The sequence below is a fragment of the uncultured Slackia sp. genome, from assembly GCF_944321625.1.
Classification (GTDB): Bacteria; Actinomycetota; Coriobacteriia; order Coriobacteriales; family Eggerthellaceae; genus Slackia.
Map to the genome: position 1 here is coordinate 1 of NZ_CALUMA010000107.1, position 21,345 is coordinate 21,345.

Annotated in this window: 14 protein-coding genes and 1 pseudogene; 8 read left to right on the forward strand and 7 right to left on the reverse strand. The window is 60.2% G+C overall.

Annotated features, from left to right (window positions below):
- Together Q0J60_RS09070 and Q0J60_RS09075 are read left to right on the forward strand one after the other, a co-directional pair.
- Window positions 1–1,137: pseudogene (locus Q0J60_RS09070) on the forward strand (hypothetical protein); the annotation flags it as partial.
- 512 nt (window positions 1,138–1,649) lie between these two features.
- Window positions 1,650–3,092: a helix-turn-helix transcriptional regulator gene (locus Q0J60_RS09075; RefSeq protein WP_294440775.1), complete on the forward strand. Its 1,443-nt coding sequence runs from the start codon at window positions 1,650–1,652 to the stop codon at window positions 3,090–3,092.
- Between the two features lie 65 nt (window positions 3,093–3,157).
- On the opposite strand, the gene Q0J60_RS09080 is transcribed toward Q0J60_RS09075, so the two are convergent.
- Window positions 3,158–4,972, reverse strand: coding sequence for an FAD-dependent oxidoreductase (locus tag Q0J60_RS09080; RefSeq protein WP_294440776.1), 1,815 nt, complete (start codon window positions 4,970–4,972; stop codon window positions 3,158–3,160).
- Window positions 4,973–5,175: 203 nt separating this feature from the next.
- Between Q0J60_RS09080 and Q0J60_RS09085 the strand changes: the two genes are divergently transcribed.
- A complete protein-coding gene (locus Q0J60_RS09085) occupies window positions 5,176–5,478 on the forward strand; it encodes a DUF4143 domain-containing protein (protein WP_367178831.1) in 303 nt (100 codons plus the stop codon).
- 70 nt (window positions 5,479–5,548) lie between these two features.
- On the opposite strand, the gene Q0J60_RS10540 is transcribed toward Q0J60_RS09085, so the two are convergent.
- The 4 genes from Q0J60_RS10540 to Q0J60_RS09105 form a co-directional block, all read right to left on the reverse strand.
- Entirely contained in the window at window positions 5,549–7,588 is a 2,040-nt protein-coding gene (locus tag Q0J60_RS10540; protein WP_367178832.1) for a DEAD/DEAH box helicase, read from the reverse strand.
- A 443-nt stretch (window positions 7,589–8,031) separates the two neighbouring features.
- On the reverse strand, window positions 8,032–8,403 hold the full coding sequence (locus Q0J60_RS09095; RefSeq protein WP_294440780.1) for a phage holin family protein: 372 nt from the start codon (window positions 8,401–8,403) through the stop codon (window positions 8,032–8,034).
- A gap of 247 nt (window positions 8,404–8,650) precedes the next feature.
- Complete coding sequence (locus Q0J60_RS09100; protein ID WP_294440781.1) at window positions 8,651–10,102, reverse strand: HNH endonuclease; 1,452 nt, start codon at window positions 10,100–10,102, stop codon at window positions 8,651–8,653.
- Between the two features lie 186 nt (window positions 10,103–10,288).
- Window positions 10,289–11,836 carry an L-lactate permease gene (locus tag Q0J60_RS09105; protein ID WP_294440783.1) on the reverse strand — a complete coding sequence of 516 codons (1,548 nt, stop codon included), beginning with the start codon at window positions 11,834–11,836 and terminating at the stop codon, window positions 10,289–10,291.
- A gap of 173 nt (window positions 11,837–12,009) precedes the next feature.
- Here Q0J60_RS09105 and rlmD point away from each other — a divergent pair, with 173 nt between their 5' ends.
- The 5 genes from rlmD to tilS all read left to right on the forward strand — a co-directional run bounded on the left by rlmD (window position 12,010) and on the right by tilS (window position 18,932).
- Window positions 12,010–13,545 (forward strand): 23S rRNA (uracil(1939)-C(5))-methyltransferase RlmD, encoded by a 1,536-nt coding sequence (gene rlmD, locus Q0J60_RS09110; RefSeq protein WP_294440785.1) that lies wholly within the window; start codon window positions 12,010–12,012, stop codon window positions 13,543–13,545.
- Window positions 13,546–13,649: 104 nt separating this feature from the next.
- The gene (locus tag Q0J60_RS09115) at window positions 13,650–15,698 is read left to right on the forward strand and encodes a Cna B-type domain-containing protein (protein ID WP_294440787.1); all 2,049 of its coding nucleotides are present in this window, start codon (window positions 13,650–13,652) and stop codon (window positions 15,696–15,698) included.
- A gap of 417 nt (window positions 15,699–16,115) precedes the next feature.
- Window positions 16,116–17,084: a cysteine synthase A gene (gene cysK, locus Q0J60_RS09120; protein ID WP_294440790.1), complete on the forward strand. Its 969-nt coding sequence runs from the start codon at window positions 16,116–16,118 to the stop codon at window positions 17,082–17,084.
- Window positions 17,085–17,213: 129 nt separating this feature from the next.
- On the forward strand, window positions 17,214–17,843 hold the full coding sequence (locus Q0J60_RS09125) for a nucleoside triphosphate pyrophosphatase (RefSeq protein ID WP_294440794.1): 630 nt from the start codon (window positions 17,214–17,216) through the stop codon (window positions 17,841–17,843).
- 3 nt (window positions 17,844–17,846) lie between these two features.
- On the forward strand, window positions 17,847–18,932 hold the full coding sequence (gene tilS, locus Q0J60_RS09130) for a tRNA lysidine(34) synthetase TilS (RefSeq protein ID WP_294440796.1): 1,086 nt from the start codon (window positions 17,847–17,849) through the stop codon (window positions 18,930–18,932).
- 85 nt (window positions 18,933–19,017) lie between these two features.
- Here tilS and Q0J60_RS09135 read toward each other — a convergent pair whose 3' ends face one another.
- Together Q0J60_RS09135 and Q0J60_RS09140 are read right to left on the reverse strand one after the other, a co-directional pair.
- Window positions 19,018–19,794, reverse strand: a complete 777-nt coding sequence (locus Q0J60_RS09135; RefSeq protein WP_294440799.1) for an amino acid ABC transporter ATP-binding protein — start codon at window positions 19,792–19,794, stop codon at window positions 19,018–19,020.
- 21 nt (window positions 19,795–19,815) lie between these two features.
- Entirely contained in the window at window positions 19,816–21,345 is a 1,530-nt protein-coding gene (locus Q0J60_RS09140; RefSeq protein ID WP_294440802.1) for an amino acid ABC transporter permease, read from the reverse strand.

A 21,345-nucleotide genomic window follows, 5' to 3' on the forward strand; every position in this document is an offset into this window, starting at 1 on the left:
GCTGACGGCGGCGAACGGGCAGCGATGGTCGACATACGGCATGCGGGACAACAGGCTAAAGAGCGCCTCTCGGATGCGTTTTCATCCGGCGCGCTCTATACGCTGTTGTTTGCCTCGATCATCGCCCTGTTCGGCAGCACCTACACGATGATCATCTCTCCCCTCATCGTGATCCCCAAGCTCTCCGAGACCCGCACGGGCGACACGCTGTCCCATACCGGCGACATCGAAGTGGCGCCGCTGCCGTTCCCGGTGCCGCAGTACCCGGTGGCTATCGAGGCCGTCAACAAGAACGAAGAGGACAAGCTGGGCGCATTCCTGGCGCGCGTTGCCGAGAACGACCCCACCGTGCGCATCAATCGCAGCGATGAGACGCATCAGACCGTGCTCACCACGATGGGCGACGCTGCGGTGGAAACCATCCTCAACCGCCTGAAGGATCAGACGGGCGTCGAGGCTCGCCTGGTGCCCGTGCGCATCCCGTATCGCGAGACCATCCGCAAGCCCGCAGAGGCGCAGGGCCGCCACAAGAAGCAGACCGGCGGCGCGGGCCAGTTCGGCGATTGCTGGCTGCGCCTTGAGCCGAATCCGGGTGAGGGCTACGAGTTCGTGGACGCCATCAAGGGCGGTGTGATTCCCGGCGGCCTGATTCCTGCGGTCGACAAGGGCGTGCAGGAGGCCATGACCGAGGGCTTCCTGGCGGGCTATCCCATGGTTGACATCAAGTGCACCGTGTTTGATGGTTCGTATCATTCGGTCGACTCCAACGAAATGGCGTTCAAGACCGCCGCACGCATCGGCTTCCGCGCTGCATGCGAGAAGGCAGACGCAGTGCTGCTTGAGCCCATGGTGAACATGAATATCACGGTGGGCGAGGAATACGCTGGCGCCGTGATGGGCGACATCTCCACGCGTCGAGGCCGCATTGTGGGTACCGATTCCGACGACGAGGGCAATACCGTCATTATGGTGCGCGCTCCTTATGCCGAGGTCATCACCTACACCAAGGACCTGCGCTCCATCTCGCGCGGTTCCGGCAGCTATACGCTTGAAGACAGCGGCTACGAGCAGGCGCCCTACGATGTGCAGCAGAAGCTGGTGAAGGAATATCAGGACAAGAGGGCTGCGGGTAACTAAGGCTTGCTGCCTCTCGAACGCGCAAGGTTCCAAAGCCCGTCGGCAGGTTCGCCCTCCGACGGGCTTTTTTGTAAGGAGGCCGGTATGACAGGATTCTTTGAGTCGTTCAACAGGGGGCTAAAGGGCGTCCCTGAATAATCAGCGGATGCCCTTCGTGTCTCCCTTATGCAAACGAGCGTATCGCAGTGCTCAAAAGATTAGCGGCCGCGCTTCATGCCGCCTTTGCCGCCCCGGTTGTTCGTGGGTCAGTTGCCACCTGCGTTGCGATTGCTGCGGCCGGGGCGGAACTCGCTCTTCCCGCGCCCATGAAGGTCGCCGTGAGATGCGCCTTAGCTGTGTTGTCCAGCTTATGGGTGTGCGTTTTTTGGAATGACGACGCTCGTCCAGTCGCTGCCTGCGTATCATTTGTTCGCATTTCGACTCATTTTTGCCCTGCGGCAGGCAAGTCAATTGTAAAATTTCACAGTGAGCGATAGTCTTGGTCCTGATGATGCACGGAGGGGAGGGCATCAATGCTCCTGGCAGCAATCTGCGTACTGATGTTTTATTGGTCCTTCCTTGCCTCCCCAGTTCTTCCTGAGGAGCTATTTCCTTCTTCATCTTCTGCGTTATCTACCTGCGTGCAGTCATGCATTTGCTGCGTTGTCATCTTTATCTGTCTGATTTGCCTTTTGAAGCGTGCCCAAAAGGTTGAGCGGATAAGCCGTGTGGCGACGGTTGTATCGCTTGTCGTGCTATGCATGTTGGCCGTGGCGCTCATTATCCTGTCTTTAGTGGGCGTCGAGCCCCCGAACGTTCTGTTTATTGCGTTTCCAGTCGCTGTGGGATTTTGCGGATTCTTCGTCACCCTTCGCATTGCCAAGGTGATGCGAAGCATGGACGGCGGCAAGATTGTCATCGCGGTGCTCGGTTCGATGCCGCTTGGCTTATTCGTTGGAGTAGCTGTTCCATCTGTCTTTCCGCTTGCTGGGCTTACGGCAACAAGCTCCTGCTATCCGATGCTAATCGTTGCCGGTGTCATCTCTCTTTCGCCTTTTGGGCTCAGTAATCGTCAGGAGGCGGATTTTGCTTCGCGGCGAGAGGGGGCTACGGCGAAGTATATGCCGCTCGTCGTCATGCTGCTCCTCTATCTGTTTGCAAGCGCAGCGTTCATGGGAACTCATGTTGCTGCAACAAGCGGGGTTTGGTTTACGGATAATCCTCTGCATTTTATCGTGGGATTGCTCCTGTACGTGTTATGCGCGCTATATGCAGTTGCTGAGTATAGGGGGAGCGAGCGTTTCCGGCTGAATTTTAAGAATTGGACCGGGCTTTGGTTTTGGGTCGCTTTCGCCCTTCTGCTTACCGTGTTTTTGTACTGCGTCGCTCTTTTGAACCCTGATCACTCAGACTTGTGCGCAGAACTAATCCTCCCTAGTCGCCCTCTTGCGATGACCTTGCTCATGCTCCTTGCTTTTTTGTGGGGCTCGGGGCTTGACGGACGCTCGAATGCAATCATCGTATCTTCCGTTCTTTCAGCAATCATGCTTATCAACGCCTTTGCGGATGTGCTGGCGGTGGATCCTTTGATAAAAGGTGAATTGGCGCTCATCGTCAATTTGGTGGCGCTGGCAACGGCCTTTGCTATGACTGCGTGCGTTATCGTTTGGATTGCGGGGAACATGAAGAAGGGCGAGGGCTTGCCTGCGACCCAAAATGAATCTCCAGAGTCCCAGGGCGTCGAGCGCATACATGAATTAGCCGAGTCCTTTGGCCTAACAAGGAGAGAGCGAGAAGTCATGACCCTTCTTGCTCAGGGCAATACCCAGAAGCGAGTTGCGGAAGATTTGGGGCTGTCTCTCAACAGCGTGCAGACTTATGCGAAGAGCCTGTACAGGAAACTCGATATCCATTCTCGCCAAGAGCTCATCGATTTGTTGGGGAAAAGCGGCGATTCTTCTCGTCCAAGAGTGTGAGGGCGGTGCCTTCTGAATAAAGAGGCCGGGAATATTTTCCCGGCCTCTGGAGGGGAGGTGTTGTTTTACCAGCTGAGGATGGCGGAGGCGCAGGATGGGTCATCCCACATGTACGATCCGTCGGGACCTGCGAAGTATTTCTTCACTTTGTCAAATCCGCTCGGATTCGAAGGGGCGGTATCGCCCGTGAGCGCATGTATGACCGTGTAGCGGCCAGCCGTAAAGATATGAGAATTCGAAAAACCGCCGGGCATGTTCCAGTTGATGCCTCCGCACGGGTTGCCCGCCTGAATGCCTGCAGCATAAAGACCAGGAATCGGGTTGTCATTCTCGTCGATGACGCGATATCGGTCATCCACCATGACGCCCGCATTGATTCCCGACATGCCAAGGTCGCCCCTGATGCAATAATACGGAGGCGTGTCCATGGCTACAAGGTAGTCTCCCGGTACGCCAAAATCGTCGTCGCGTCCCTGGGCGCACATTTCGTTGTAGCGCTTGATGCTCTCCACGCCGTCAGAAACAGGGATGCCGGCGTTTTCGCAAAGCTCTTCAAGGGTGTTCCCCGAAACAAGAATGCTGGGATCCATCCAAGCGGACCCTTCCCCGACAAGCATGGCGGGCGAAACGCCCAGGCTGTTCGGGTAGTAGTTCTCTTTCTTCGAGTCGAAAAGGCGGAAATGCTTTCCGGCGTCTTCCGGCCTTGTCGTATACGACATGGGGATGTTGAGGCTCGACATCCCCACCGTTTCGTTGCAGAATCGTTTGCCTTCGGCGCTTAGCGCTAGGAACGGGAAGAACATGAAGGGCCCGATGTAGTTAGTGTGTATCTGGCGAGCATGTCCCAATGGGGCCATGCGCCCACCGGCGAGAATGCCGAGGATGTGCCCATCTCCCGTATGGTTAACGAGGACTTTAGGATACATTTTCGCGTCGTGCATGTTGCGATCTACCATGGAATCGTTGTTCATGTAATCGCCTGCTGCAAGGATGACGCCCTTGTTGGCATTGAGCTTGATATACTTGCCGTCAGAGGTCTTTCCTATCGCGCCCGTCACTGTTCCGTCGTCAGATTGGACGAGTTGGACGCAAGGCGTTTCGTAATAAAACGTAGCTCCCTGCGCTTCTGCCCGCTTCGCGAGTGCCACCATTAGGTCTTGGTTCGATTCCTGCGTAGCGTCGCAGACCGCAACAATGCCGCCATCGTCATAGCGAACCGAACTGTCTGTGAGGAATTCGATGGGGGTAATGCCTTCTTCAATTCCTCGCTCAATCACCCAAGGGACTGCTTCTTCGGCAAAATCAATGTAGTATTGGAATAAGGCGGGGTTAATGCGCCAGTCGTTGAGCTTAGCCCAATCGCTTCGCCATCTCATGATGCCTGCGGCGTTTGAGGCGGCCTTTACGACAAACGAGCATCCGTTTCCGTTTGCGGATACCGTGGCCTCTTTTTGCAGACACGCAACGGAAGCTCCTTCTTCCACAGCGGTAAGCACAGCGGGAACTCCCGCGCATCCCGCTCCTACGACTACGATGTCGTAGGTTTCCTCTGTATCGAATTCGCTAATGGGGTCGAGTTCGACGACGCTATACTCGAAATCCGCATTCCTAAGATCCGGTGGAAGTTCGGAAGAATTGGTCTTCGATGCGCTCTCTTTCGTTGTTGGCGCGCATCCCGCAATGCCCGCAATGGCTGCGCCCGCTGCGGCTATTGCGCCGCCTTTTATAAGGCTCCTGCGAGAAATGTTTCCCCTCATAGTTCCTCCTTGTGTTTGATATTGACGAAACTTTCGATCCGCGCCGTGTATTGTCGGAATATGCGGCTCTTTTGTCTTCACAGGAAACGGTGACAGTCGTCTAGATTGGTTCACATAAAACATGGGGATATGCCCTTATCGATCGTAATGCCCGCAGATGTTGCAGCCTATGCGGCTTATTTTTCCGGTGGCGATGCCTTGTGTGGGGCTTCGGAGCTGTACCGGGTGAGCGTGTCGGCGGAAGACGAGAGAACGCTCCGACGCGAGCTCCGTGCGTTGTGGGAAGTGATGAGCGAAAACGGTATAGGCGGCGGCGAAAGGCTCTGTTGACCGATCCGTCGCTTCGAGGGCATTTGGTCGAAAGCGCCGTCGGGGCGTATCTGATTAACCGGGCTTCAATAGAGGGGTTTTCGGTGTTCTGGTGGCGTGACGGCAACGACGAGGTTGATTATGTTATCGCCGGTAAGGATGCGGTTACTGCCATTGAAGTGAAGAGCGGCAGAGTGAAATCCACAAACGGAATGACGCGGTTTCTTGTCGAGAATCCGCACGCGCATCCAATCATCATTGGCTCAACAGGATGCGGCATTGAAGAATTCCTGCGTGGAGAGATAGAGCTCTTTGGCTGAAGGGCTTATTGCGAAGGGCGTCGGGGTATTCCGACGCCCTTCGTCATGCTATGGACCGATATGATTCGGCTTATCGTCCGCGGTTCATGCCGCCCTTGCCGCGGCTTGCGGGACGCCCGCCGCCGGTGCGATTGCTGCGGCCGGGGCGGAACTCGCCCTTGCCGCGTCCATTGAGGTCGCCGCGCTGGGTGCGGCCGCCCTTGCCGCGGCCACCGTCGAAGCCGCCCTTACCGGAGCGCTGGAAGCCGCCCTTTCCCGCGCGCTTGCCGTCGCCGGCTGCGGTACGGAAGCCTTCGCCGCCGCGGCCGGTCGAACGGGTGCCTTTACCCGCATGGTTGGCAGCGCCTTTGCCGTAATTCTTCTTGCCCGGTTTAGCGCCGCGGCCATCCGAGTACTGCTTGCTGCTGTACTTCTTGCCGCGCGGCTTGCGGTCGTTTTCGCTTTCAAAGTCGCCCTCGAAGTCGCGTTCCTTACGCCCGCCGCGACGGTCGAAGTCGTAATCGCGGCCGCGCTCGTGGCGCGCCTCGGCGCCCGATTTGCCGCCTCGCTTGCCCTTGGCAAACTGCTCGTAGGAATACGTGTGTTCGCCGGCGCTGCGTTGCTTGCGTTTGGCTTTCTTGGCCTCCTTGGCGTCGCGCCCGGCCTCCTTGCGCTTGCCACCTTCGATATTTGGAATGTCAAACATGGCGTTGAACTGGGCTTCGGCACGCGCCTGGCGCTCTTCGAGCGTCAGCGGACGGTCGCTCTTCTCGCGTTTCGGGCGCTCGGGCGCCACATACTCGCGCCCTTCCGCCTCGGCCGCCTTGCGCTTCTTGTGCTCCTCAGCGCGCTCGATGTCGCGGTTGCGCATCTTGCGCTTGCGGCCGCGCTTGCCCTCGGTCTTGCTGGAGCCGCGCTTCTCAGCGGCGGCACGGCGCTCTTCCTCGGCGATGCGCTCCTGGTTGACGACGCGCGGGTCATCGGCCGGCAGCGGGTCGAACGCGTCGGCCGGAACCTTGTAATCCATCTCGTCGATCTTCTTGCCGATGAACTTCTGAATGCCCTTGAGCAGGCTCTTCGTCTCAGGCGTGACCAGCGAAATCGCCAGGCCGTCGGCGCCTGCGCGACCGGTGCGGCCGATGCGATGCACGTAGTCTTCCGGCATCATGGGCAGGTCGTAGTTCACCACGTAGTCAACGCCGCTCACGTCGATGCCGCGCGCCAGCACGTCGGTGGCAACCAGCACGTTGGTCTTGCCGGTGCGGAAGTTCTCCAGGGCGCGGGTGCGCTGCGCCTGCGAGCGGTCGGCGTGGATGGCCTCGGTGGGAATGCCCGCGCGCCTCAGGCGCTTGGTGGCGTTGTCAGCGCCGCCCTTGGTGCGCGTGAACACGATGACGCGGAAGCCGCCCTTCTCCTTGATGAGCGCGTTCAGCAGCTCGGGCTTCTGACGGCGCGTGGTGTGGATGACGTACTGGTCAACCTTGTCGGCGGTGTCGCCACGGTGGGCGATTTCCACGATGGCGGGGTCGTTGAGCAGCGAGAACATGGTTTTGTCCTGGCTGCGGTCGATGGTGGCCGAGAAAAGAAGCGTCTGGCGGTCGTCGGGCGTTTCCTTCACGATGCGCTCAACCTGGGGCCAAAAGCCCATGTCAAGCATGCGGTCGGCCTCGTCGAGCACCAGCACGCGCACAGCGGACAGGTCCACCGCGCCGCGCTCCATCAGGTCGATCAGGCGGCCGGGCGTGGCGATGGCTACGTCGATGCCGCGTTCGAGCTTCTTGATTTGCGGGTCGTATTTCACGCCGCCCACGAACATGGCGACGAAGTGCTCGGTGTGCTTGCCGATGGGCATGCAGGTTTCGCCGATCTGGCTGGCCAGCTCGCGCGTGGGGGTGAGCACCAGCATGAACGGGCCGCTCTCGCCGATGGCGCGATGGGGAAGCGTGTCCATGCCGGGCAGCGAGAACGCTGCGGTTTTGCCGGTGCCGGTCTTGGCGGCGGCGATGATGTCGCGGCCCTCAAGCACCAGCGGAATGGCCTGCTCCTGTACGGGGGTGGGCTCGGTGTAGCCCAGCTCCTCGACGGCGGCCAGGGTTTTCTCGGACAGGCCGAGTTCTGCGAACGTAGACATACGTCTCCTATCCGGGCGCGGGCGCAGTGCGCTTCAGGCCCGATGGGTCTGCTTTTGCGATAGCGATATGTGCGCAAAGACTGCATCATGCGCCGCGGCGGTGCGGGCATTTGCGATGGTGATTCATCGCCATGAGGCTTCGTCTCGGGTGAGCCTCAGGCGAAATACGGGATGTGCGATGCGCTCGGGCTGGTGCAGCAACGTGGGTTGCGGCAAAGTCGGCGCATTCTCGCGGTTCCGATGGTCGGCGCGAGAAACGGGTGCACAAGGGGAGCCGCCAAGGCTCGTGGCGCTCATCGATTGCGATCGAGAAAGCTGCGAATAAGTACGAGTGGCAATTATGGACGTTTTTCTGCAGCGGGACACGCTTAACGGCGCAATTGGCGCCAAGACCACGGGAACTACACGCCCGTGAGGATTCGCCATCCGGTTGGCTCGAGCGGTTAGTCGTCTGCTCCCACAATGGAGTTAAGGATGGCGCTCACCACGCTTATCACGATGCTCGCCACGAAGGCGCTGCCAAAGCTGCTGATGACCAGGCCGGTATCGAAAAGCCCTGTGGCCAGCCATGATGCGAGATAGAGCATGAACGTGTTGACCACCAGGTAGAAGATGCCCAGCGTGAGGCACGTGATGGGCAGACTCAGGAACTGCAGGATAGGTTTGATCGACATATTGAGCAGCGCTAGGAACAGCGCGAATGCGGCCACTCCCACCCAGGATTCCGTTGCCGACGATACCTCGACGCCGGGCACAAGCCACACAGCGGCAGCAACGGCGACGGCGGTGACGATCCAACGAAGCACGAATCCCATGAGTGAGCACATCCTTTTCGTAGGGGTTTTGAGGTTGCTTGCGAGCAAGCCTTCATGAGGGCAAGTATTACAAAAGGGCGCGCTCTTTGTGGGCAAGGACGCACCCTGTTGGATATCCATTGCCGATTCGTTACCGAGGCGCAATCTGCGGCAAGAACCGAAGCGCCACTTCCAGATGGGTTTGCGGGCGCGGCGGGCACGTACCTAACCGTGTCTGCGCATGGTAACTTCGACGCGTGTCGAAACGTTACGCCTGGGCAGCAGACGGCTCGGCTCCTTTGCGCGAGCACGCGACCGAAAGGCATTGGCGCATGCCGCGCTTGGCCGAGGTCTTGTCGTACACGGGTTTGCCCATCTCGTCGCGCAGCAGCTCCTCCATGCAGGAGCGTACCACATTGTCTTCCGCCGTAAGCAGCTTAACCGAATACTTGAGGGAGTGGAGTAGCGCGCCGAGCAGCGATTGCAGCTGCGCGGGGCCGGTGGTGCCCCATTCCGCTTCGGCGTGGGCGATGGCACGGACGCCGGCAAGCGTCGTGTCGAATTGCGTTACCGCATCGGGGCAGGTGAGGAAGGGCTTGTATGCTTTGTAGACAGGTTTCGCCCACTGCGTGAGCTGCTTCGCCGAAGGGGTTTTCTTAGAGGGGTCGGGCGCACATTTTCCCAGATAGTCGCGAAGCCCGCTTTCGAATTTGGCGCGCGCTTCCGTCCAATCGATTGGTTGATCGGTGGTTTGATTCTTAGGCTTGGGATTCTTGGCCTTTTTCTTGGAGGAAGTGACTGTGGTGGCGTCGGGGTTCTTGTGGCTTTTCGGGGAGCCACCGCTTACCTGGCTGCCATCCTCGGTATTCGTGCTTTCGTTGAGACAAGCATCGGGTTCGCACGCTTGCACCTCCCTAAGATTTTTCTGCGTTGTCTCGACTTTGCCGCTCTCGGCGTTCTCGGCGGGCGTCCGTTGTTTCCTGTTTGCCTTCTTGCGCTTGCTCTTCTTTTCGGTGTCTTCGGCGGCGATGGGTTCTGCTGTGGCAAGCAGGGACAAGGCCTCGTCGCGCGTGGTCGAAAGCGCACAAGGCCCCATGTTGTGAAGGCGGATGTGGTCCTCGTGCGTGAGCACCAGGAGGTTTGCCAAACGGTCGTCGGTGCGGTAGCCGTTCACGTGGTGGATTTCGTGCGTGGTGTCGCCCTTCTTGAAATCCAAGAACGCCATGGCCACCAGCATGGACCGATAGACGCGCTTCTTATGGGTGTGCCCGTTTTTGCCGCGGCCGCGCGCGTCCTCAGGTTTGTATTGGATTTGGTAGCGCCCGTTCGCCAAAAACAGCTTCGCCGGGCTGCCATCGATTTGTTTCACATTGCCTTTGTCCGACACTAGAAACGGCGTCATGCCGCAATAAATCTGCTTCCACTGTTCTGCGTCTGCCGCATCAAGATACGCTACGGCATCTTTCGCGCGTTTCATGCGGCCGGTGCCGTTGGCGCGCCAGCCGCACGCATGCAGCGACACGCGGTCTTCGTCGCGTACGAATTCGACGGGTTTGAACCCTTTGAAATAGAGCCAGAGGAATTCGAAGAACTCCTTGAGTCGAGCAATCATGTAAGACCTTTCGGTCGGTGAGGTATGGAGGTGTGCAAGCGCCGGATTGGCGCGCATGCGCGAGGCGTGCGGCACGATATGCAGCACGATATTGTAGCTTATGGCCATGTTTGGCGCGATTATTCTTTTGGTGCTGCAGTTTTCAGCGGAAGCGTGAGATAGCCGCGTTTTCCAACTCCTGTTTCCCCAGGTCACGATTGTGTCCGCAAGCGCGTTGCTTTACCGGGGAGGGCAAAACTGCAGCATGAATGCGCGTGAACGAATTGCAGCATGAACGCATAGGCGGGCCGATTGCTAGAGAACCGAAAGGGCCCAGACGATTATCCCCAGCAAAGCTGCTTGGCTGAAGCTCACGATGAGAAGGGGCTTGAGCATTTCTCCCTCTTTGCCCGTTGCGCCTACAGTGGCGGCTCCCAGCAGGATGGTGGAAGGGCCGATTGCCGCTCCTGCCGCGCCGCCTGCGGTCTGAGCAGCAAGAAGCAGGGCGGGGCTGACGTTCAAGCTTGCTGCCATGGCGTTTTGGAATCCGGCGAGCAAGATGTTCGAGGACATGTTGGACGACGTGACGAATGCGCCGAACGTCCCCATGGCAGGCGCAAGGGGGACGTATGCCGCGCCCGCCGCCGATGCCACCCCTTCTGCCAGGATCTGCATCTGCCCGGTCGTCTGCATGATACGCGCCATGATGACAAGCAGGATGATGCCGGCGGATGCTCCCCAAAGTCTGTCAAGCGCACCGCGGTAGGCGTGTGCACGACGGCGCGAGTCAAGGCGCCCCGCGCGCGTCATGATGACGATGGCAAAAAGACATGACGCAAGGAGCGCGAATCCGGCGTGTCCCACGATGTGCGCTCCTCCGATCTGCGCGAACGCCAGCAACTCCTGCATGCCGGGAATGACGAACAGGACGATGGATACGCCGGCAAGGAAAACGAAGGGGCTTGCGCAAAGGGTGACGTCGCGCAACGAGGGCGCGTCAGAAGCGTGCTGCTTCGTTCGTCCGCTCGCGTCTCCTACAACGCGCGAAGAGCAATTCCATGATTTCTTATAGAAATCAAGTTTAATAAGGAAAGCAAAGAGGAGAAGCGCGGCGGTCGAGGGCAAAAAACACGCGACAGTGGTGTTGACGAGGGAGGCTGCCACCTGCCCGCCGCCCATGACGGCAGAGAGCGCGACGATGAGCGGCAAGCCGTGCGCCATGGCGCGCCCGCCTCCGTATATCCCGGCAACAATCAGGCCACCTGTGAGGTTCACCACCCAAAGGAGCGCGCCGGCCAGGCACGCAGTCGCGGTCATGTCGGCGGGGGCGACCGGCCCCATTTGTACGAGGGCGTCCCATGCCATGCCAAGCGTGCCGTAGGTGTTACCCCACGAGTGGCCGATGAGCGTCATGATTACGGCGGGCACGGGGCGTACGCCCAGCGCCACCAAAAACGGCGCGCATACGGCAACCGGTACGCCGAAGCCGGTGATGGATTGCAAAAAGCTCGAGAACACCCATCCGAATAGCAAGACGAGCGCAAGCATGTCTTGCGTGGCGCTTTCGGCGAATCGACGTAGCACGGCAAACGCACCGGCTTCGCGCATGATGTCGTAGAGAAACATGGCGGGCCATACGGCATAGAGGATGGAAATCGCGGCGGAGGCGCCCGTCGATGCTCCGCTAAGAATCTGGCCTCCTCCGACGTTGCCTAGCATGACGGCAGTTGCAAGGGCCGCGGCAAGTCCCGCTCCGGCAGCGGCGGGCACCTTCACGCGTGCAACGGTGATTCCTATGAAAAGAACGGCGATGGGCGCAAGGCACAGCAGCCATTCAAGCGCCTGTCCCATCGTGTCTTGCATCGTGCTCGCCTTGCCTTTCCTTCATCTGTGGTCGCGTGCGGAGCGCATGCGCTGCAGCCGGCATGCCTTGCGGCACGTGACGGGCAGCCTTTGAACACAGATAGTTCCTTGATGTTGTGTAGTCGCTCTCGCAAGCGTGCGGCATCCGCGATTCACCATAGTACAATGCCTGTATGAAAAACGGAAACAGACAGAACTCCAAACGAATCCAAACAGGCCGCCCTAGCAGCACGGCGCGCTGTAAGCCGCCTGCGCGTCCGGGAAAGCTCGACACGCGACCGGCGGCGCATGGCGAGCCGAAAGCGGCTTCGGTTTCGCGCGGCAGCGCAAAGCGGAACGCGTCCGGCAAAGGCGGTGCGAACGCCAACCGCAAAACGAATGCGGGCAGGACGCTGGTCGCAAAGGGGTTCAATCCCAAAAGCCCCCGCGCGAAAAAAGCTCTGGCAAAACGTACGGGCACGGCAGGGAAGAGCGGATTGGCGTCTGGTCGTAAAACGTCTACGTCACTTGCCCCCGGAGCGCTCTATTGTCCCATCGACGGCCAGTGCGGTGGATGCCAGCTTCTGAGCATTCCCTATGCAAAACAGCTTCGCGACAAGCAGCTTCGCATGGAAAACCTGTTCGCCGATCTCATCGATGAGACATGCGCCGTGCGTAAGATTATCGGCATGGCGGACCCTACCCATTACCGCAATAAGGTGATTTCACCGTTTGTTGGCGTGTATGACAAACGCGCTCGCAGACACCGCATCCTGTGCGGCATGTACGCGCGCGGCACGCATCGCGTGATTGATTCCAGCGAATGTCTGATTGAGAACCGCATCGCCAAGCGCATCATCCTCACGGTGCGCGACCTCATGCCGCGGTTTGGCGTGACGCCCTATGACGAGGATGCGGATACGGGGTTCCTGCGTCATGCCCAGGTGCGCGTGGGCCATGCGACCGGCGAAGTCATGGTTACGCTTGTCACGCGCGACGAGCAGTTTCCGGCATCGCGCGCGTTCGTGAAGGCGCTGGTCAAGGCCCATCCCTGCATCACGACGGTGGTGCAAAACGTCAACACGCGCCAGACCAATGTGATCATGGGCGACAAAGAGCGCACGCTGTACGGTCCCGGTTTCATCCTCGATGAGCTGTGCGGTTTGAAGTTCCGCATCTCATCCAAGTCGTTCTACCAGGTGAACGTCGTGCAAACCGAGGAGCTGTACCGCCGTGCGGTGCAGATGGCGGCGCTTGCCGGCACTGAGACGCTTATGGATGCGTACTGTGGAACAGGCACGATTGGCCTGGTGGCGGCACGTGGCGTGGACGGTACGCCAGGTGCGGCGCGGGTCATCGGCGTCGAGGAGCGTCCCGATGCCGTGGCTGACGCTCGCAACAACGCGCGTCACAACGGCGTGGAGGCGGCTGAGTTCGTCGCTGCCGACGCGGGGGAGTACATGCGCGATCTGGCCGCTCAGGGCGCATCGCTTGATGTACTCATGATGGACCCGCCGCGCGCGGGCTCTACGCCCGATTTTCTCAAGGCGGCCTGCACGCTTGCGCCCAAGCGCATCGTTTACATTTCCTGCAATCCTGACACGCAGGCGCGCGACGTGCGATACCTGATCGAGCACGGCTATCGCGTCGTCGAGATGCAGCCTGTGGACATGTTCCCGCATACGCCTCATGTAGAAAATATCGTGGCGCTTGTTCGCGACGCGAGGTGATGACGTACGCTCCGCTCGTCACAGTGTAAGCAAATATGCTACTAATTTAGTAGCATATAGGGAGCCTTGATAACGCTTCCTGACGAGCGGAAATGGAGCGTCACATGAAGAAACCATTGCACGGGAACAAGGCTGCTCCCGACAGGTTGAGGAAAGGGTTCCGCTTCGCCACGGCGATAGCGATGGCGTGCTTTCTTGCATTCGTCCCCGCCGCACCGGCATTTGCCCTTGCCGGGGCAGATGCGGATGACGGGGAAACAGCATCCGCGGTGGATGACGCATCGCCCGTGGAGGGAGATGACGTGGCGAACAACGTCGCTGTAACGCCGGCCTCGGATAGCGCTTCGTCTGCGGCAGCGGAAGAGAATGCTGCATCGTCGGAGGAAACGGCATCGGACTCGTCGGACGCAGGCGATTCTGCCCACAGCGAAGATGCAACGCAATCCGAAGAGGGCGTGGCATCCAAAGCCGCCGCACCGATGGCCTTCTCTGCGCAAGCGGCATCGCCCACCACGTCGAGCGCACAAAGCGGCGAGGAGAACGCTGACGATGACGCCGATGGAAAAGCGTCTGCCGACAGCGCGGATGAAAACCCGAATACGCCCGGCACGATAGAAACCGTAGACACGCGCCCCGAAAACATCACGATCAACCTGTTCGACTATCCGGACGATCCGGAGCGGCAGAGCGTCAACGCCTACGGCGATTTCATATTCAAGTTCCCCATCGAAGACCTCCATTGGATGAATGGATACGTGGGAGGCGGGGCGGTTCAGGGAATCGTGCAGAATCGCCTTGGTGCCGACGGGTATCCGGTGTTGAATTTGGGCCTTGAGCCGGGCAAGACGAATGCGAAGCCGCGCAGCCTCGCATACCTCTTCGATCCCGAATTCGCGCTTGAGGGCAAGCGCTCATTCACCGATGTCACGCATCTGTTCACGCGCGATAGCGACGGATATTACGCCTACGACTCCGATACCAATTACGCGTACTACAATTCCGACGAAAGCGGCGGCGATTTCGTCGTGTACGACGACACCTATCCGGGCTATCGTCCGTCAAAGAATATAACGCTGCCCGCGGTGGGGTTCTTCCCGTTCGACGAATACAACCCCGCCAAAACCAACATCGACCCAACGGGTCCGTACAACCATCATCTGGGGCTTACGATGACGTCCACGTTCGAGATGCCCGAGAACGGCAAGATTAATGGCGACGACATGCAATTCGAGTTCGCGGGCGATGACGATACGTGGGTGTTCGTGGACGGCGTGCTGGTTCTGGATATCGGCGGAATCCACGGCGTCAGGAAGGGCAGCATCAACTTCGCTACGGGGGATGTGAACGTGGACGACGTCGTTCCCGCTCCGGCATGGAGACCGATTATCGGTCCCAACTCGACCCTGAAAGACATCTTTGCGAACCAGGGACTTGAATGGGACGGCTCGGCGGGCAAGCGCCATACGGTTTCGTTCTTCTACCTGGAGCGCGGCAATATGCAGTCGAACCTGAAGCTGAAGTTCAACACGGTCAATATCTGGAACGTTGCCGGGCGTAAGACGTGGGTGGACGATGAGAACGCTCGCGGCACGAGGCCTGATTCCATAGGCGTCCACCTTCTGAAGGACGGCACGGAGGTCGCGCATAAGACTGTGACCGCGCAGAACGGTTGGGCCTGGTCGTTCGATGGGCTGCCGAAATACGAGAACGGCAAGCTGGTCAACTACTCCGTGGTCGAGGATCCCGTGCAAGGGTATACGTCGGAGGTGTCGGGCTACGACGTGGTCAACACGCTGATTCCGTCCGATCCTGACAATCCGCCGGCGCCCACCGACCCCACTGATCCGGTTGACCCCATTGACCCGGTTGACCCTACCGATCCGGTTGACCCTACCGATCCGGTTGACCCTGGCGAGCCTACAAATCCCGACAACCCGACCGACCCTGAGAAGCCTGTAGATCCTACGACCCCGGACAATCCTGAGAATCCGGCCTCGCCTAAGACGACTTCCGTTCGGAACGAGGCCCATGGCGAGAAGGCTCTGCCGACTACGGGCGACAGCGTCAATGCGGGTGCATTTGCGGCAATCGCCGTGCTGTCGCTGGCGGCAATCGCCGGTGCGACCTGGAGTTTGAGGAGACTGAATCGTTAGGAACGACGGCGCGCTAGATAGCGGTTCGTGGCGACCGAAAGGAAGCCGATTGCGCCGGAAGCGAATAGCGTGACGCAAACGAGGCAGGATTCAGTCGAGCGTTCAGAAGTGGAGGGATGCGGTCCAGGTCGCGTCCCTCCACTTATTTGGGGCTTCGCACAAACGCCGCACATCGGTGCGATGTTCGTCGCCGACATTGGCGAGGCCGGAGGGCGTGCTTCGTGCAGCGTGCCGCGCTCTGCGTGGACAAGGGATTTTGTATGCCGGATGAATGCTTCCCGCGTGAACATCGCCTCAGAGGGTCTGCTTGTTGCTATGATTGCGATGAAAACGATACTGCTTCGCAGGGGCGTGCCGCTTGTCGCATCGCCTTCGAAAAAGGTGCGGCAGAATGGTGCCGCAAAAGGAGTGATTACCATGTCTGAAAAGATTAGCGCCGCTATCGGCGCAACTCCCCTCATCAAGATGGAGAAGCTTTCGGCCGAGGTGGGGGCGAACGTCTACGTGAAATACGAAGCCGCAAACCCGGGCGGATCCATCAAAGACCGCGCGGCACGCACCATGATTGACGCGGCGGAGGCTCGCGGCGACATAGCGCCCGGCAAGAGCGTGCTCGTGGAGCCCACCAGCGGGAATACCGGTATCGGCATCGCGATGATCGGCGCGGCGCGCGGCTATCGCGTGATTCTTACCATGCCCGAGTCCATGAGCGTCGAACGCCGCAAACTGCTGGCGGCATACGGCGCTGAATTGGTTCTGACGCCGGCCGCGCAGGGCATGGCCGGCGCCGTGGCCGAGGCCGAGCGTATCGAGCGCGAGACGGAAGGCGCCTGGATTGTGGGGCAGTTCACCAATCCCGACAATCCGGCAGCGCACGAGTTGACCACCGGCCCTGAAATTCTTGAGGCGCTGGGCAAGGCGCCGGACTACGTTGTGGCGGCTGCTGGCACGGGCGGCACGGTTTCGGGCGTGGGGCACTTCTTCAATGGAGGCGGTACCGTAGCACAGGAACCTGCTGCACAAGAGCACGTGACCGTATTCGCCGTGGAACCCGAGGAAAGCCCCATTATTGGCCAGGCATTGGCGGGCGAGGAGCTGACCCCCGGGCCGCACGGCATTCAGGGCATCGGCGCCAACTTCATCCCCGATACGCTTGACCTGGGGGCACTCGATGGCGTGATTCGCGTGACCACGCCTGAGGCGCTTGAGGCTGCGCGCTGGGTGGCTGCGCAGGAGGCGCTGCTCGTGGGCATTTCCAGCGGCGCCAACGTGGCCGCTGTGCGCAAGCTCGTGGCCGAGCATCCTGAGGCCAAGGGCAAGGACATCGTGACCTTCGCCGTGGATACGGGCGAGCGCTACCTGTCCACCGCGCTCTTCGAGGGCTAAAACGCAGACTTTGCGGCGAATCGCCCCGTCCGGCATTGCTCGGGCGGGGCGATTGTGTATTCTATGGCCGAAGAACGCATGTTTTGCTGCGTCGGTTGTCCTGGCGCGGCAGGGAGCAAGGAAGAATACATGTCTCAGAAGATCGATATCATTCTTGCAAGCGGTAGCCCGCGCCGCCGTGAGCTCTTAGAGCGCGAAGGCGTGCCGTTCACGGTGCGCGTGTCTGAGGTGGACGAAACCCTCGAGCCCGACATTCTGCGCGACCCGCATGAAGCTGCCAAGAAGCTGGCGGAGCGCAAGGCGGGCGCCGTGGTGCAGGAGGTTCTGGGCGCCGACTATGTGGGTGCGGCGGCCGTCATCGGCGCCGACACCATGGTGGTGCTGAACGGTCGCATTTACGGCAAGCCCGCCAACGAGGAGGAGGCCAGGCGTATCCTCCGCGAGCTTTCGGGCCGCGTGCACCAGGTCATCACGGGCGTTTCGGTGTGGCTGATTTCCGCCCCTGATAAGGAGAACGTTTCGCTGGGCTTCCGTACGCTCACCGAGACGAGCCACGTGACGTTCAAGGAACTTTCCGACGAGGAGATTGAGGCATACGTGGCAACCGGCGAGCCCATGGATAAGGCGGGCGCCTACGGCATTCAGGGCGAAGGCGGGGCGCTGGTCAAGGGCGTGGCGGGCGATTACGACAACGTGGTCGGCCTGCCCGTGAAGCGTCTGCTCAAAGAATTCTCCGAAATCTTCGAGGCGGCGATGTAGGCCGTGGCCAGGCGATTGTCTTTGACGGAGCGCGTTGCCGGCGTCATCGAGCAACGCGACATGGCGACGGTCGATACGCCGGTGCTCCTCATGGTGAGCGGTGGATCGGACAGTACAGCGCTTGCGTATGTGGTCGCCGACCTGGTGGCGGCGGGACGATTGGGCGCCGTCGCCATGCTGCATGTGAACCACAAGCTGCGCGGCGGGGCGTCTGACGGCGATGCCCGCTTTGTGTCTGAGCTTGCCAACAGTCTGGGATTTCCGCTGTTCATGTGCGATATCGACGTGGCGGGGCTCGTGGCGCGCAGCGGTGGCAACATGGAGGCAATCGCCCGCGCCGAACGCTACAAAGCGGCGCGTGAGGCGCTGGAAAGCACGTGTCTGCACATGGGCTTTCCGTTCGAGGCAGGGCGCGTGTTCACGGCGCATACCGCTGACGACCGCATGGAAAACTTCTACATGCGATCCATCGTGGGAACGGGGCCGGGGGGATTTCGTTCGATGCGGCACGACGTGATGCTCGAAGGCTGCCGCGTGTGCCGTCCTCTCCTTGAAGAGGGGCGCGACGATTTGCGTGCGTATATCGAGGGGCACGACGGCGCGATTGTCGATGAGATGGGGCAGCTGTGGCGAGAAGATGCCACGAACGCTGACACCGATCGGTTTCGCGCATTCGTGCGCCATGAGATTATTCCGCTCGCGAAGCAGCGCAACCCCAAGCTTTTGGAGACGCTCACGCGCACGATGAATCTGATTGCCGATGAGGACGACATGCTCGACGCGAAAGCACGCGAAGCGCTGGTAACGCTCGCCACGCCGCTGGGCTCAACCATCCGCGATGGCGTGCTGTTCAAACCTGAGCTGCGTGAGCAGGATGCCCCGCTCGTTCGACGCGTGTTCGATAAGCTGCTCTCGATGATGCTGCCATATGACGAGCGCGTGGAAAACAGTTCTATCGAGGCGTGCATCAAGGGCCTCGATGAGTCAGGGTATGTGGCGAATATCCAGGGCGACCTGGCTGTAAGCTACAACAAACACGGCCTGCGCATAGAACCCATGGCAGCCTTCCGCGCCCGCAGAAAGAAGTGATATCTCATGCGGACTGGGGCGGGGAGTGGAGATGGGGTTCCAAAGGGGAAGAGGCGAGGAAACATCCTCGCCTCTTCCCCTTTGACTAAGAAATGTCACCAATAAACGCACGCGTGCGTTCGGATTTCGGATTGCCGAACACCTGGTCAGGTGCTCCTTCCTCGACAATCACGCCACCTTCCATGAACACCACGCGGTCGGCCACGTCGCGGGCGAATCCCATCTCGTGCGTCACCACGATCATGGTCATGCCGCCTCGCGCAAGCTCCTTCATGACATCCAAAACGCCACGCACCAACTCGGGGTCAAGGGCGCTCGTAGCCTCATCGAACAGCATCACGTGAGGGTCCATCGCCAGTGCACGCGCGATGGCGACGCGCTGCTGCTGGCCGCCGGAAAGCTCGGAGGGGTAGTGATCCATGCGGTCGGCCAGGCCCACGCGCTCAAGCTGCACCTCCGCCACGCGAGCCGCCTCTTCCTTGGATCGCTTGAGCACCTTGCGCTGTGCGAGCATCACGTTCTCTTTGGCGGTGAGGTGCGGGAACAGGTTGAAGCTTTGGAACACCATGCCCACATGTTCGCGCACCTTATTCAGGTTGGTCTTGGGGTTGGTGATCTCTACGTCTTCGAACCAGATGTGGCCGCTCGTGGGCTCTTCCAGGCGGTTGATGCAGCGCAGCATCGTGGATTTGCCCGAACCGGACGGGCCCAGAACAACCACGACCTCGCCGCGATGGACGTCCAGGTCGATGCCTTTGAGCACCTCGGTTCCGCCGAAGCTTTTGTGCAGGTCCTGAATGCGAACGATGGGCTGTTCGCTGCCCGCCTGCGCAGGCGCATTGGAAATCGTTTCGGTGGTCATATCGTCATCTCTCCTGGGGTCTTAGAAGTAATCGGGCTGCTTGACTTCGAGCTTGGTGGACGTACCGTCGGTGGCCGGCGTCCAGCTTCCCTTGTCGCTGGAGGACGACTTGCCGAAAAGGCCCTTGCCCTTCTTGCTTGACTTCTTGGTCGAGCCCGTCTCCATGCGGCGCGTGATGGCGGTCATGGGCAGCGTCACCACCAGGTAGAACAGCGCCGCCACGATGTAGGGCGTGATGTTGCCGGTGGCCGCGGTGATGGTCTTGGCGTACATGACCGTTTCCATGATGCCCACGGCGGCAAGCAGCGAGGTGTCCTTATACAGCGTGATGAGCTCGTTAGTCATGGTGGGAATGACGTTGCGGAACGCCTGCGGGATGATGACGCTCAGCATGGTCTGGGGCGCCGACATGCCCAGCGAGCGCGCGGCCTCGAACTGGCCCTTGTTGATGGACTGGATGCCGGCGCGGAAGATTTCGCACAGATATGCGCACGAGTTAAGCGCCATGACGATGCAGCCCAGCGCGAAGTTGTCGACGTTCACGCCCAGAAGCGGCAGGCCGAAGAACGCGATGTAAATCTGCAGGAACATAGGCGTGCCGCGCACGATGTTAACATAGAGCGAGGCGATGGCGCGCAGCGGCAGAAGTTTGGACATGCGCAGCAGCGCCAGCAGGAAGCCCACGACGATGGCCAGCGGGAACGCGATGATCACGATGCCCAGTGCCGTGACCCAGCCCTGCGCCACGCTGGGGATGCTCGTCACGATGAGCGTGGGGTCGAAGAACATATGCAGGAAACGGTTGGAGTTCCATGCCTGCACCCATTCCTGGTCCTCAAGCCACGAGGAAAGCTGCTCGGACTTGCTGAGGCCCGCCACCTGGATTTCGCTCGACGGACCAAGATCGGACACGGTGCCGTCCGCGTCGGTGATTTGCGTGGATACCGTGAACGTGCCGCCTTCGGTGGGGAAGGTGGCGCCGTACGTTTCAACGAGGAAGGAAAGGCCGGCGGGCGCGGGCTCGGGGAAGTCGATGTGCATCGTGCCGTCGCCGGGGATGGTGATCTGCGCGTTCAGCTCAACGCGGTCGAGCTCGTCCAGCCCCGTCACCTTGACGCCGTCGGCGTCGAACTGCAGCCCTTCGGGCATGGTGAGCACGATGGAAGACACGCTTTCGTCCTCGGCGGCCTGGCCACGCCAAGTGATGCGCGTTTCTGCGCCGCCCAGAATCTGGTTGCCGCCATCTTCGTTGGGGGCCGCGGTGCACTGCGTAACCTCGAGGGCCTGCGCCTGGCCGGGCACGACGAGCGAGCCGACGGCGAAAAGCCCAAGAACGAGCGCAAACGCAAGGGCGATGCGCGCGAGCGGAGATGCTTTCGGGGTGGACGTGTTCATGGTAAGCCTTTCAATGATGGAAGGGTCGGATGCGGCGATTGGTGCCGCATCGCCGGCGTCGAAGCGCCTCTTGTGCGCGCCGATGTCGAAGATGCGGAAGGGCGGAAGCGCATGAAGGCTTCCGCCCGGATTGGAAGGAGCCGTGCGGCATGCCAC

Excerpts from the sequence above, each read along its gene's own strand:
- cysK (WP_294440790.1), top strand. The coding sequence starts at position 16,116 with ATGTCTGAAAAGATTAGCGCCGCTATCGGCGCAACTCCCCTCATCAAG.
- Q0J60_RS09105 (WP_294440783.1), bottom strand. The coding sequence starts at position 11,836 with ATGCAAGACACGATGGGACAGGCGCTTGAATGGCTGCTGTGCCTTGCG.
- Q0J60_RS09075 (WP_294440775.1), top strand. The coding sequence starts at position 1,650 with ATGCTCCTGGCAGCAATCTGCGTACTGATGTTTTATTGGTCCTTCCTT.
- Q0J60_RS09100 (WP_294440781.1), bottom strand. The coding sequence starts at position 10,102 with ATGGCCATAAGCTACAATATCGTGCTGCATATCGTGCCGCACGCCTCG.
- Q0J60_RS09095 (WP_294440780.1), bottom strand. The coding sequence starts at position 8,403 with ATGGGATTCGTGCTTCGTTGGATCGTCACCGCCGTCGCCGTTGCTGCC.
- Q0J60_RS09135 (WP_294440799.1), bottom strand. The coding sequence starts at position 19,794 with ATGACCACCGAAACGATTTCCAATGCGCCTGCGCAGGCGGGCAGCGAA.
- Q0J60_RS09115 (WP_294440787.1), top strand. The coding sequence starts at position 13,650 with ATGAAGAAACCATTGCACGGGAACAAGGCTGCTCCCGACAGGTTGAGG.
- Q0J60_RS10540 (WP_367178832.1), bottom strand. The coding sequence starts at position 7,588 with ATGTCTACGTTCGCAGAACTCGGCCTGTCCGAGAAAACCCTGGCCGCC.
- Q0J60_RS09080 (WP_294440776.1), bottom strand. The coding sequence starts at position 4,972 with ATGTTTTATGTGAACCAATCTAGACGACTGTCACCGTTTCCTGTGAAG.
- rlmD (WP_294440785.1), top strand. The coding sequence starts at position 12,010 with ATGAAAAACGGAAACAGACAGAACTCCAAACGAATCCAAACAGGCCGC.
- Q0J60_RS09125 (WP_294440794.1), top strand. The coding sequence starts at position 17,214 with ATGTCTCAGAAGATCGATATCATTCTTGCAAGCGGTAGCCCGCGCCGC.